11 protein-coding genes are annotated in these 11,531 nt (G+C 66.9%); 1 reads left to right on the top strand and 10 read right to left on the bottom strand.

Features of this window, described 5'->3' with window-relative positions:
• Positions 1-8: 8 nt before the first annotated feature.
• From HT578_RS16910 to HT578_RS16870, 9 genes are all read right to left on the bottom strand, one after another.
• Positions 9-245: a rubredoxin gene (locus tag HT578_RS16910; RefSeq protein WP_039388862.1), complete on the bottom strand. Its 237-nt coding sequence runs from the start codon at positions 243-245 to the stop codon at positions 9-11.
• Between the two features lie 2 nt (positions 246-247).
• A complete protein-coding gene (locus tag HT578_RS16905) occupies positions 248-991 on the bottom strand; it encodes a hydrogenase expression/formation protein (RefSeq protein ID WP_239026330.1) in 744 nt (247 codons plus the stop codon).
• A gap of 163 nt (positions 992-1,154) precedes the next feature.
• A complete protein-coding gene (locus HT578_RS16900; protein ID WP_039388866.1) occupies positions 1,155-1,589 on the bottom strand; it encodes a thioredoxin domain-containing protein in 435 nt (144 codons plus the stop codon).
• On the bottom strand, positions 1,589-1,903 hold the full coding sequence (locus tag HT578_RS16895; RefSeq protein WP_213500793.1) for a HypC/HybG/HupF family hydrogenase formation chaperone: 315 nt from the start codon (positions 1,901-1,903) through the stop codon (positions 1,589-1,591). Before HT578_RS16895 ends, HT578_RS16900 begins: the two co-directional genes overlap by 1 nt.
• On the bottom strand, positions 1,903-2,631 hold the full coding sequence (locus HT578_RS16890; RefSeq protein WP_213500792.1) for a HyaD/HybD family hydrogenase maturation endopeptidase: 729 nt from the start codon (positions 2,629-2,631) through the stop codon (positions 1,903-1,905). The genes HT578_RS16895 and HT578_RS16890 overlap by 1 nt, the downstream gene beginning before the upstream one ends.
• A gap of 299 nt (positions 2,632-2,930) precedes the next feature.
• Positions 2,931-3,632, bottom strand: a complete 702-nt coding sequence (gene cybH / locus HT578_RS16885; protein ID WP_213500791.1) for a Ni/Fe-hydrogenase, b-type cytochrome subunit — start codon at positions 3,630-3,632, stop codon at positions 2,931-2,933.
• Positions 3,633-3,661: 29 nt separating this feature from the next.
• Positions 3,662-4,252 (bottom strand): HupE/UreJ family protein, encoded by a 591-nt coding sequence (locus HT578_RS16880; RefSeq protein WP_239026329.1) that lies wholly within the window; start codon positions 4,250-4,252, stop codon positions 3,662-3,664.
• Positions 4,253-4,263: 11 nt separating this feature from the next.
• Positions 4,264-6,063: a nickel-dependent hydrogenase large subunit gene (locus HT578_RS16875; RefSeq protein WP_213500790.1), complete on the bottom strand. Its 1,800-nt coding sequence runs from the start codon at positions 6,061-6,063 to the stop codon at positions 4,264-4,266.
• Between the two features lie 2 nt (positions 6,064-6,065).
• The gene (locus tag HT578_RS16870) at positions 6,066-7,178 is read right to left on the bottom strand and encodes a hydrogenase small subunit (protein WP_213500789.1); all 1,113 of its coding nucleotides are present in this window, start codon (positions 7,176-7,178) and stop codon (positions 6,066-6,068) included.
• A 323-nt stretch (positions 7,179-7,501) separates the two neighbouring features.
• Here HT578_RS16870 and HT578_RS16865 point away from each other — a divergent pair, with 323 nt between their 5' ends.
• The gene (locus HT578_RS16865; RefSeq protein WP_213500788.1) at positions 7,502-9,727 is read left to right on the top strand and encodes a tetratricopeptide repeat protein; all 2,226 of its coding nucleotides are present in this window, start codon (positions 7,502-7,504) and stop codon (positions 9,725-9,727) included.
• A gap of 137 nt (positions 9,728-9,864) precedes the next feature.
• On the opposite strand, the gene HT578_RS16860 is transcribed toward HT578_RS16865, so the two are convergent.
• Positions 9,865-11,439, bottom strand: coding sequence for an ABC-F family ATP-binding cassette domain-containing protein (locus HT578_RS16860; RefSeq protein WP_213500787.1), 1,575 nt, complete (start codon positions 11,437-11,439; stop codon positions 9,865-9,867).
• Positions 11,440-11,531: the final 92 nt, after the last annotated feature.

Raw genomic sequence — 11,531 nt, 5'->3', positions numbered from 1 at the left:
CCATGGCGTCAGTCCGGAATGACCATGAAGTCGCCCTTCGCGCCGTCGCATTCCGGGCAGGTCCAGTGGTCGGGCAGCGCCGCGAACGGCGTACCCGCCGGTATCTGCCAGTACGTGCAGCCCTCCGCGGGCTCGTACACGTGCCAGCAGATCTTGCATTCCAGCCGCGTGTGGTCGGACAGCTTGGACGCATCGCCGCCATAGCTTCCCGCAAAGAAATGGTCGGTGGAGGGAGCACCGGACATGCTCAGGCGTCCGCCGGGGCGTAGATGTCGAGGATCTCGGACAGACGCTCGACCGAATCCGCAATATCCTCGGGCGCGGCCAGCGCCACTTCGGGGATCGGGCTGATCTCGATCGAGTTGAGGATCAGGGTGTCCTGCGAATTGTAGTAGCGCACCCACCAGGTGTCGCGCGTACCGCTCGCCCGGATGCGGCAGTTGCCGTAGCCGCGCGACAGGACGATCAGTTCGCCCGGACCCAGCACGTTCTCGAGAAAAGCCAGGTCCTCCTCGGTGTGCGGCAGGAGCGAGAGGTTGATGATGTGCGGGCCCCGACCCGCCTCGCGCGCATGGGGCACATGTTCGTTGATCTCGCTGACAAGGGCGGGCGCGTTGAAGATGTTGGGGCCAGCGCTTTCGGGCAGGTCCACATGGGCCTGCGCGCCCGCGAAGGCCTGTGCCAGGAGGTCCTGCGGGAAGGCGCCGACTTCGGCGTAGTCCGCGAGGCGGCAGCCATCCGCGCCCGCCACGCGCACGCGCCAGAGCCCGGCCAGGACCGATTCCTGCGCCTGCGCATCGCCGCCTGCGACAACCGAGACTTCGCCCTCGCCCAGCAACTGGTCGACGAAGGTGAGGTCGCTTGGCGCAAGGCCCATGAGGTCGATCCGGGCGCCCTCACCTGTCGCCTCGGCGTGGCGCAGCGCGTCCAGCATCGCGCCGAGCGCGGCCAGCGCGGGGCCGTGCCCCGCCGCATCGTCCGCCTCGGGCACGTGTGGGCGGCGGAGAAGGTGTTCATGCCGCTGGGCATGATCATGTAGTCAAGCTTGGAGCCGTCGAAGCTCTCGGGCTGGCTGCCCGGGCCGACGAGTGCACCGAGACCGGGCGCGCCCATACCAGGCACAGAAGGGAAGGACGTCATGGGATGGGGGCTCCTCAGCGGCTCTCGCCGCAACCGGCGGGCAGTTTGTAGGCAGGCGGATCGCTCGGCTCGCGCCCCAGGATCTCGGGGATCTCGACCAGGTAGTCGGACCAGTCGCGGATCCCCTCGATGGCGCCGAGGTAGCGTCCCTCGCGCAGGAAGACGAGCGCGGGAAATGCGGTGAAGCGAAAGCGGCGCTGAAGCGCGCGCTCATCCTCGCGCGCGCAGACCAGCACGCGCGCATGGCCCGCCAGCGCCTTGTCGAGTTCGGGCAGGACCACGGCCACATCGTTGCTCTCGGCCAGACGGCGGTGGTCCCCGCAGAAGAACAGCAGGGCCAGCGGCGTGTCGGCCAGGACGGCGTCGAGATCGGCCTCGCCCACGATAGGGTAACCATGGCGCTGGCAGATACCCTCCAGCAGCGGCGAGAAATCGAGTACGGGGGTCATCAATTGGGGGCTCCGCTGCGCAGGTGTTCAGGCAATTGGGGTTCGCGGTCGATGAGGTCGGCAAAGGCCGCTTCGATGTCGACCTCACCGCCGTTCATGATGGCTTCGAGCGCGCTCAGGGCATCGCGGCTGCGCAGTGCGCTCACCTCGTCCATCTTTTCGCGCGCGGCACCAAGGAAGGTCATCAGCCATTCGCCGGGGGCAACATCGCCCACCAGCAACGTGTCGATCTCGACCCAGACATCGCCGTTGGCACACAGCGCCCGGCCGGGCCCGGCGACCTCGACCACCTTCATGGGAATACCCAGGCACATCAGCGCACGCCCTCCCCGCCTGCCGCATCGGCCGCATCCAGCGGCATGCGGCTGACCAGTTCGGCCATCTCGGCATCGAAGTCGGCGGGCGGCACGAAGCCTGCGCCCAGCACGCGGTCATCGCCATGGCGCGGCGCGATCTCGGCGTCGGGACGCTCCCCCTCGTAGCGTTCGAGCACCATCTCCAAGCTGCCGATGCTTTCGGCATCGCCGAGCGGAACGGTGCGGCGCTCGCCCACGATGCCAAAGCCCGCGAGGTAGTCGAGCGCCATCGCGATGGCAGGCTCGATCTTGTCCTTGACCTGCGGACGCAGCGAGCCGCCGTAGTCCTCCAGCTCGACCGGCTGCACGCCGATGAGGAGCTGGTGCGCGGGCGGATCGCCCAGCATCTCGGCCATCATCAGCACTTCCTGGAAGCCGGTCTGGTGCAAAGAGACTTTCTTGGCGCCGAGGAAGCGGGGGACTTCCTCGCCTTCCACGCGCTTCATCGTGCCCGGTTCGAGGCCGTAGTCGACCGCGTCGAAGACGACGAGGATGTCGGCCTCGCGGATGTTCTGAACGAGGTAGACCCCCTGGGTGCCGCCGTCGATCAGGCGCACGTTATCCGGGAAGGCCCAGTGGCGGTGCATGTGCTCGACCGCGCGCACGCCGAAGCCTTCGTCGGCCCACAGGAGATTGCCGATGCCCAGCACCAGAACGGAAGGTGTGCTGTCAGGGGGGGATGCCATGTCTTGCCGTTTCTCCGTGGGGCTGGCCGTGTGTTCCGGCTTCACCCCGACCCGATTGGAAAGTGTCTTGCCAATATGCACAGCAAAGCCCGTGCCAAGTGCCCTACAACCGTGGCAAGGCGCACTCCTTGGTGACGGCGCACGGCTTGCGCGCACGCCCTATGGATAGAAACCTTCCATATCGGAAGGTTTCCTTAGAAAAGTATCCTTCCACACAGAAAGGGAAGCGCCGGCAACCTGGGAGAGAGATGGGCGGAAGTTCGGCCGCCGGCGCTTCGAGGGGGAGGACGGGGCGGACCTCAGTCCGGGGACCCGTCATCCTTGAACGTCCGCCAGCCCGAGAACATCGAGGAGATGATCGACTGGCGGCTCATGATATCTTCCCGCACGGCGGCGTAGATATGGACGATGACGAAGATCACGATCACCCACATGCCCATGTGGTGCCAGGTGTGGACGTCCTGGCTCTGGCCAAGGAGCGGGATCACCCAGCTGGTGAAGAGGGTATGGATCACGCCCGGCCCCTCGCCCTCGCCGTAGAGCGCGAAACCGGTCAGGATCATGAAGACGATGCCCCACACGAACAGGATATGCATGGAGATGCGCGCCAGCGGGTTGTGCCCGGTGTACTTCTTGGGCGACTTCTCCATCATCGCGTACCATTTGATTTCGTGCCAGATTTCCTTCCAGTACGAGCCGCGGGTCAGCGGCACGTGGAAGATCTCACGCGCGTGCGCGTTGCCAACGAAGGCCCAGTAGAAGCGAAAGACGAAGCCCACGACGAGGATCTGTCCGGCGACGAAATGCGCAAAGCGGATCTTGCCGAACATGAAGTGGTCGTAAGCCTCCCCGCCGATCGCGGGCAGCGGCTTGCCGATGAGATAGCCACTCAGGCACAGGACGAGGATCGCCAGCGCGTTGATCCAGTGCCACAGGCGCACGGGCGCCTCGTAGACGTAGACCGTTTCCTCGGTGTGGGGTTTGGAGGTCGTGCTCGCCATGACGCGTCCCTTCTCCTGGCCGAAGCCGCTCAACTAAAGGCGAGGGCCAGCCCCGCACCGCCAATGCCAAGACCCGCCGCCCAGCGCCCGACCGGCGAGGCGAAGAGGTGGCAACCAACCTTCCAGCCGATGAGGTGCAGCGCGGCCGATGCGGCCAGGAACCCAGCGAAGTAGGCGGGGACAAGACCACTCGCTTCCCCGCCATGGGCATGACCATGGGCCAGTGCAAAGAGACCGATCAGGGCAAGCCCCGTGCGGTTGCCGACGAAGGGCGCGGCAACCAGCAACCCGGCGAGCACGATCAGCGATCCTGCCACCACGCCCTCGAGCGCGCCGATGGCACCGGTTGCCAGGCCAAGAACGCCGCCCAGCGCAAGACAGGCAAGGAACACGGCCGGGGCCTGCCAGGCCTGTGCGGCCTTGCGGGTCGCCGCCCAGAGGCCCACCGCCAGCATGGCGAGCAGGTGATCGAGCCCCAGGAAGGGGTGCGCCAGACCCGCGACCAGCCCATCGCCCAGGTGGCCGGGATGGGCCAGAGCGGGGGTAGCGGCCAGGCCCGCGGCCAGAGCGACGGCAAGTGCTGCGGTGCGCGCAGGCGAGGTGCGTTCGAACATCGTCATCTTCCTTTTCCTCAGCGCACTTTGACTTCGGCCAGTTCCTGCCCGTCGGGCCCCATCACGTGGGTCGAGCAGGCGAGGCAGGGATCGAAGCTGTGCAGCGTGCGCAGGATCTCCACCGGCTCTTCGGCGCGCTCCACCTTGGTGTCCAGCAGCGAGGCCTCGAAGGCGCCGATATTGCCCTCGTTGTCGCGCGGGGTGCCGTTCCAGGTGGTGGGAACCACGCACTGGTAGTTCTCGATCTTGCCACCCTTGATGCGGATCCAGTGCGCCAGCGCTCCGCGCGGGGCTTCGGTAAAGCCCACGCCCTTGACCTCGTCGGGCCAGGTCTTGGGATCGAACTTGGCGGTATTGGCGGTCGCGGTGTCGCCGTTCTTCACATTGGTGATGAGCTTGTCGAGGAAGTAGGCCTGCTTCTCGGCGGCCCACTGCGCCTCCAGCGCACGCGCGGCGGTGCGGCCCAGCGTCGAGAACATCGCCTCCATCGGCAGCCCGAGCGCGGAGAGGCAGCCATCGACCTGCTCCTGGATGTCCTTGCGGCCTTGCTGGTAGCCGATGATGTAGCGGGCGAGCGGGCCCACTTCCATCGCGTGGCCACGCCAGCGCGGCGCCTTGATCCACGAGTACTTGGCGCCCTCGTCGAGCTCCTCGATCCGCGTCGAAGTGCCCTTGGCCTTGGGGCCCAGCTCGTAGTGCGGCTCGGTGATGCCGTCCCAGGGGTGCAGACCCTTGCTCTCGTCCGGGTACTTGTACCAAGAGTGCGGCACGAATTCCTGGATCTGTTCAGGGTCGGTGAGGTCGACCGGGTGGATGTCGGTCAGCTTGCCGTCGACGATGGCGCCGTGCGGCATCATCAGGTTTTCCGGGCTGTAGTCGTTCGCGCGGTCGGGAATGTCCCCGTAGGCCATCAGCGACTTGTTCGCGATGCCCCCACCATAGAGCCAGGTCTTGTAGAACTTGCCGATGGCAATGACGTCGGGAACGTAGACGTTCTTGACGAAGTTGATGCACTTGTCGGTGATCTTGCGCACGTAGTTGAGCGAGGTCATGTTGACCGGCGCGCCCGCGGCCATGTCGCCGTCGATGTTGATCGCGCACGGGACGCCGCCCACCAGCCAGTTGGGGTGGATGTCCTTGCCCCCGAAGATCGTGCGCACGGTCATGATCTCCTTCTGGAAGTCGAGCGCTTCCAGATAGTGCGTCACGGCCATGAGATCCGCCTCGGGCGGCAGCAGGTAGGCAGGGTTGGTCCAGTAGCCGTTCTTGAAAGGGCCAAGCTGGCCGCTCTCGACGAACTTCTTGAGGCGCGTCTGGATGTCGCGGAAGTAGCCGGGCGAGGAGTTGGGGTGCGCGGGCGAGACCATCTGCTGGAGCTCGCTCGTCGCCTTGGGGTCGGCCTTCAGCGCATTGACCGGGTTCACCCAGTCGAGCGCGTGGAGGTGGTAGAAGTGCACCAGGTGATCGTGCACCTGCAGCGAGAGCTGCATGATGTTGCGGATCGAGTTCGCGTTTTCCGGGATCTCGATGCCGAGCGCATTCTCCACCGCGCGCACCGAGGTCAGCGCGTGGGTGCCGGTGCACACGCCGCAGATGCGCTGAGTAAAGGCCCACGCGTCGCGCGGATCGCGGCCCTTGAGGATCACTTCCAGACCGCGCCACATGGTACCGGTGGAGACCGCGTTGCGGATCACGTTGTTGCTGTCGAGATTGACCTCGCAGCGCATGTGCCCCTCGATGCGGGTGACGGGATCGACGACGACGCGCTTGCCGGTGTTGTCGAGGGTGTAGCCGTTAGGGGTTGCCAGCGTGGCCATGCTCAGGCGTCCTCATGGGTGGTCGTGGTGTCGGCGGGGGCCGGGGAACTGCCCGAACGGGCGCGCTTGACCGCACTCGCGGCGGCATGGGCGATCACGCCCGCGCCAACAGCAGCCGCGGCGGCACCACCGATCTGGTCGGCGTCGGCCTCGATGCCGAAGCCCTGGATGTCGGAGAGGCGCTCGTAGAAGCTGCCCTTGTCCCAGAAGCCGTCTTCGGAACAGCCGATGCAGCCGTGCCCGGCCTGGATCGGGAAGGAGAGGCCGCCGTTCCAGCGCACGGTCGAACAGGCGTTGTAGGTGGTCGGGCCCTTGCAGCCGACCTTGTAGAGGCAATAGCCCTTGCGCGCGCCCTCATCGTCGAATTCCTCGACGAACTGGCCCGCATCGAAGTGCGGACGGCGGTAGCACTTGTCGTGAATGCGCTGGGAATAGAACATCTTGGGCCGCCCCTGGTTGTCCAGTTCGGGGAAGCGGTCGAAGGTCAGGATGTAGCTGATGACGCCGGTCATGACTTCGGCGATGGGCGGGCAGCCGGGGACCTTGATGATCGGCTTGTCGGCAAGGCCCGGGACCTTGTGAACGGGCGTCGCCTGGGTCGGGTTGGGGCGCGCGGCCTGGACGCAGCCCCACGAGGCACAACTGCCCCACGAGATGATCGCCTTGCAGTGGTCGGCTGCGTGCTTGAGCTGCTCGAGGAAAGGACGACCGCCGATGATGCAGCTCATGCCTTCCTGGTTGAGCGGGGGATTGCCCTCAACCGCGAGGATGAAGTTGCCATCGTACTTCTCGATGGTCTCGGCGATGATCGCCTCGGCCTGCTCGCCCGCCGCGGCCATGATCGTGTCGTCATAGTCGAGGCTGATCATGGACAGGATCACGTCCTTGGCCAGCGGATGCGCGGAACGAATGAAGCTTTCGGAACAGCAGGTGCATTCAAGGCCGTGCAGCCAGAGCACGGGAATGCGCGGCTTGGTCTCCATGGCATGGCGGATGTCCTGGGCATGGGCCGGGCTGAGCCCGAGCGCCGCCGCCGTCAGGCTGCAGAACTTGTTGAAGCTGCGGCGGGTGATGCCCTGCCGACGCATCACGTCGTAGAATGTTTCGATTGCCATCCGGCTGACCTTTCCCGCGTCCGTGTCGAAATGTGCGGTTCCAATGCCGGCAAGTTCAGCAAGAGGTGTGCCAAACCTGAAAAACATACGGGAAAACGAGCATCTTGCCGGGGGATCACCGCCCTTTGCGGCCACTCCCCTTGCACAGTGGAAAGTAACCTTCCCCGCCGCAATGAAAGCGTCCTCCCAGCGGGTATGCGAACGTTTGCAAGCCCCGCAACCCGAGGCGGGCTCCTACGCAACTCTACCGGGGATCCAGATCACCGAACGTCCACCACGTCCGGTTATGTCCAGGTCAGATCCCGGGAAGAGCACGAGGAACCATGAGCGGACTGGAAACCCTCCTGATCAAGGCCAAGGGCGCGGCCAAGCGCGGCGACGCCGATGCCGCGCGCGCGATCTACCACGATGTCCTCGAACGCCACCCCAACAACACCCGTGTACGCGCCGCGCTCAAGGCCCTCGATGAACCCAGCGGCACCTCGGCCCAGCGCCGCTTCGACACCCTGGTCGCGGCCTATCGCGATGGCAACATGGGCCTTGCCGTGCGCGAGGGCGAAGCGCTGGCGCGCGCCTTCCCGCATTCCCACGGCGTGCAGAACCTCTACGGCGCCGCGCTTCTCGCGCTGGGCGACAACCTGCGCACCGAGACCGCCTTTCGCGCCGCCATCGCCGCGGACCCGAGCGCCCATGCCAGCTGCAACAATCTGGCCATCGCGCTGCGCCGCCAGGGCCGCGACGCCGAGGCGGAAGAGCTCTACCGCGAGGTCATCGCCCGCGCCCCGACCTACGCCGATGCGCGCTACAACCTGGCCAACCTGCTGGAACAGTCCGGCCGCGACGAGGAGGCCGGCTACTTCTTCGCCCAGGCCCTCGCCATCGATCCCAGCTATGTCGACGCCTACTACAACCTGGGCAATCTCAACGCGAAGATGGGCCGGCGCGACGACGCCGTCGCCTGCTACGAATGGGCCATCCACCTGCGCCCCGAACACGCCGATGCCATCAACAACATGGGCGGCGAACTGCTCGCGCTCGACCGGGTGGACGCAGCCCTCGAGTGTTTCGAGAAGGCCCTCGCGATCACCCCGGACAACGGCAAGGCTCTGGTCAATCGCGGCAAGGCGCTGATCCTCATGAACCGCCTGCCCGAAGCCGTCGCCTCGTTTCGCGCCGCACTGGCCCTGGCCCCTTCGGACGCATCCGCACGGCTCCAGGCGCTCTTCGAGGAAGCCCACATGTGCGACTGGCGTGCGCGCGGCGAATACGCCCTGACCCTGGGCGCAGACGTGGGGGCGGTGCAGCCCTTCGCCTCCCTGCCCTTCCGTGACGACCCCGCCCACCAGCACCAGCGCTCGCGCGCCTGTGCGGCGCACGTCTATCCCGCCAAACCCGCCAGCCTGCCCGCGCCTGATCCCAGCCGCGACGGGCGCATCCGCATCGGCTACTTCTCGGCCGACTTTCACAACCACGCCACGCTCTACCTGATGAGCGGGCTCTTTCGTGAACACGACCGCAGCCGCTTCGAGGTCCACCTCTACAGCTACGGTCCCGAGCGCGAGGAAGACCACCACCGCGCCGTGCTGAAAGGCCAGGTCGATGCCTTCACCGAGATCGGCAGCCTGACCGACGAGGAGGTCATGCGCCGCGCCCGCGCGGACAACCTCGATATCGCGATCGACCTCAAGGGCTACACGCGCGGCACCCGCTCGCGCATGTTCGGGCACCGTCTGGCGCCTGTGCAGGTGGCCCACATGGGCTATCCCGGAACGCTGGGGCACGCCTGCATGGACTATTTCGTGGCCGACGAGGTGGCCCTGCCCGAAGGCGCCGAAGCGCATTTCTCCGAAGCCATCGTTCGCCTGGCCGGAAGCTACCAGGCCAACGACAACCAGCGCATGATCGTCCCCGACACGAAGGGGCGCGCGGGCCATGGCCTGCCCGAACAGGGCTTCGTCTTCGCCAGCTTCAACCACACCTACAAGATCTCGCCCGCCGAATGGGACATCTGGATGCGCCTCCTGAGCCAGGTGGACGGCTCGGCGCTCTGGCTGCTGCGCTCGAACGAATGGGCCGAAGCGAACCTGCGGCGCGAGGCCGAGGCGCGCGGCGTCGATCCGGCGCGCCTTGTCTTCGCTCCCTCCCTTCCTCACGCCGAGCACCTCGGGCGGCTCGCGCTGGCCGATCTTTTCCTCGACACTTTCGCGGTGAACGCGCACACGACCGCGAGCGATGCGCTCTGGGCTGGGCTCCCGGTCCTGACGCTGGCCGGCCGCCAGTTCGCCGCGCGCGTCGCGGCCAGTCTGGTGACAGCCGCCGGCCTCCCCGAACTGGCCACGACCAGTCCCGGCGAATACGAGGCCTGCGCCCTGGCTCTGGCCCGCCATCCCGAGCGCCTGGCCGCGCTGCGCCAGCGCCTAACCGAGGCGCGGATGAGCTGCGCCCTCTTCGACACACCCGCCTACACCCGCCGCTTCGAACGCGCGCTGGAGACGATGCACCAGCGCCACCTCGATGGAGAGGCTCCCGCACCGTTCTTCGTGGAATAGAAGAAGACAGGAAGAAAAGATCCGAGGGCCATCGCCCTCGGGCTCCCCGAACCCGTCACCCTCACCTCCCGCGCGCAGCCTTGGCTGAAAGAGGTGAGGTTGCCCGTTTTGGGGTCAAGGGGCGATGGCCCCTTGTATCATCTCCCTATTTCCACCTGTTCCTCGATCCCTATGGCTTCGAGAAAGGCCCGGTCGTGGCTGACCACAAGCAGCGCCCCATCATAGTCGCGCAAGGCATCTTCGAGCAGTTCGACCGATTCGATGTCGAGGTGGTTGGTCGGCTCGTCCATGACCACAAGCCAGGGTGCCCTCGCTCCGCCCAGCGTACAGGCGAGCCCGGCGCGCAGGCGCTCGCCTCCGGAAAGCGTGCCGACCAACTGGCGCGAGGCCTCGCCCCGGAAGCCGAAGCGGGCGAGCGCCGCGCGCGCGTCTTCCTCTTGCACGCCCGGATTGAGGCGACGGTAGTTGGCAAGGATGTCCGCATCGCCCGCCAGCTGTCCCAGGTGCTGGTCGAACCAGGCCACGCGCCCCTCCGCCCTCACAACCGCACCGGTTTCCGGAGCCAACTCGCCTACCGCGAGGCGCAGCAGGGTTGTCTTACCCGCCCCGTTGGGACCTGTGACGGCGATGCGGCGCGCCCCCTTGATGTCGAGCGACCACGGCCCAAACGACCGTCCCGCCCGCAAGAGGGTGACCGCCTGCAGCGAGAGGACCTGCGCATTCGCAGGCAGACCGGAGGACGGCACATCCATGCGCACGGGAACGCGCACCTCCACCTGCCCGCGTGCCTGAGCAAGGCGGTCCTCGGCCTCGCCCCTCTGGCGCGTGGCCTGACGGCTCAGGGCCCCACCGCTGTTCTGCGCACGCTCGGCCTGCCGCCCGAGCAGGATCTTAGCCTGCGAGCCGCCTGCGGCAAAGGCGCGGCCAGCCTTGTCGCGAGTCGCCTTGGCCTCCTTCTGCGCCTGCGCCGCCCGGCGCACCTGCCCCAGGTCCGCCTCGGCGCGCTCCAGTTCGGCCTCGGCCCGCACGCGCTCGGCATCGCGGATCGCGGCGAACTGCGACCAGCCGCCCGTGACCGTGCGCACGCCGGTGGGCGCAAGCTCGACGATCCGGTCCATACCCTCCAGCAGAGCACGGTCGTGGCTGGCGACGAGCACGCCGCCCGGCCAGTCGGCAAGGACCTGGGCCACAAGGTCGCGTCCTGCGGCATCCAGATTGTTGGTCGGCTCGTCCAGCAGGAGCAGATCGGGCGCTTCGAGCAGCAGCCGGGCCAGACCGACCCGTGTCCGCTCGCCGCCTGACAGGCTGGCGACCCGCCGTTCCAGCGCAAGGCCCGGCAGACCCAACCGATCGAGAATCGCCGCGAGGCGCTCCTCCAGCGTCCAGTCGGCCGCCGCAAAGTCCTCTTCGCGTCCCTCTCCTGCGAGGATACGCGCAAGGCAGGCGAGTGGTTCGGCCACGCCGAGCACGTGGCCCAAGGCCCAATCTCCTGGCCAGTCCTGCGCCAGAAGGCCCGCAGTTCCAGAAAGCACGATGTGTCCCGCCGAGGCGCTGCGCCCCTCGGCAATCGCGCCCAGCAGGGTGGACTTGCCGCACCCGTTGCGCCCGACGAGGCCAATGCGCTCGCGGCCGATGGAGAGCGAAAGTTCGGAGAAGAGAGCGCGGCCTTCCAGGGTTCGGAACGCCACGCCGTCCAGCGTGAGAAAAGACATGGGATGCACTCGCACGGTACAATGACAGACAGGGTGTATTGCTGTGTGTCAGATGTTCACGGCGGTGCGGCTCCTCACGCGTTATTGGTCCG

Origin of the sequence: Novosphingobium decolorationis, assembly GCF_018417475.1 — a bacterium.
GTDB lineage: Bacteria > Pseudomonadota > Alphaproteobacteria > Sphingomonadales > Sphingomonadaceae > Novosphingobium > Novosphingobium decolorationis.
This window is presented reverse-complemented; position numbering and strand designations above follow the sequence as displayed.

What these genes read in the sequence shown, in the direction of transcription:
- HT578_RS16890 (WP_213500792.1), bottom strand. Translation starts at nt 2,631, where the DNA reads ATGGCATCCCCCCCTGACAGCACACCTTCCGTTCTGGTGCTGGGCATC.
- HT578_RS16880 (WP_239026329.1), bottom strand. Translation starts at nt 4,252, where the DNA reads ATGACGATGTTCGAACGCACCTCGCCTGCGCGCACCGCAGCACTTGCC.
- HT578_RS16870 (WP_213500789.1), bottom strand. Translation starts at nt 7,178, where the DNA reads ATGGCAATCGAAACATTCTACGACGTGATGCGTCGGCAGGGCATCACC.
- HT578_RS16910 (WP_039388862.1), bottom strand. Translation starts at nt 245, where the DNA reads ATGTCCGGTGCTCCCTCCACCGACCATTTCTTTGCGGGAAGCTATGGC.
- cybH (WP_213500791.1), bottom strand. Translation starts at nt 3,632, where the DNA reads ATGGCGAGCACGACCTCCAAACCCCACACCGAGGAAACGGTCTACGTC.
- HT578_RS16900 (WP_039388866.1), bottom strand. Translation starts at nt 1,589, where the DNA reads ATGACCCCCGTACTCGATTTCTCGCCGCTGCTGGAGGGTATCTGCCAG.
- HT578_RS16865 (WP_213500788.1), top strand. Translation starts at nt 7,502, where the DNA reads ATGAGCGGACTGGAAACCCTCCTGATCAAGGCCAAGGGCGCGGCCAAG.
- HT578_RS16895 (WP_213500793.1), bottom strand. Translation starts at nt 1,903, where the DNA reads ATGTGCCTGGGTATTCCCATGAAGGTGGTCGAGGTCGCCGGGCCCGGC.
- HT578_RS16860 (WP_213500787.1), bottom strand. Translation starts at nt 11,439, where the DNA reads ATGTCTTTTCTCACGCTGGACGGCGTGGCGTTCCGAACCCTGGAAGGC.
- HT578_RS16875 (WP_213500790.1), bottom strand. Translation starts at nt 6,063, where the DNA reads ATGGCCACGCTGGCAACCCCTAACGGCTACACCCTCGACAACACCGGC.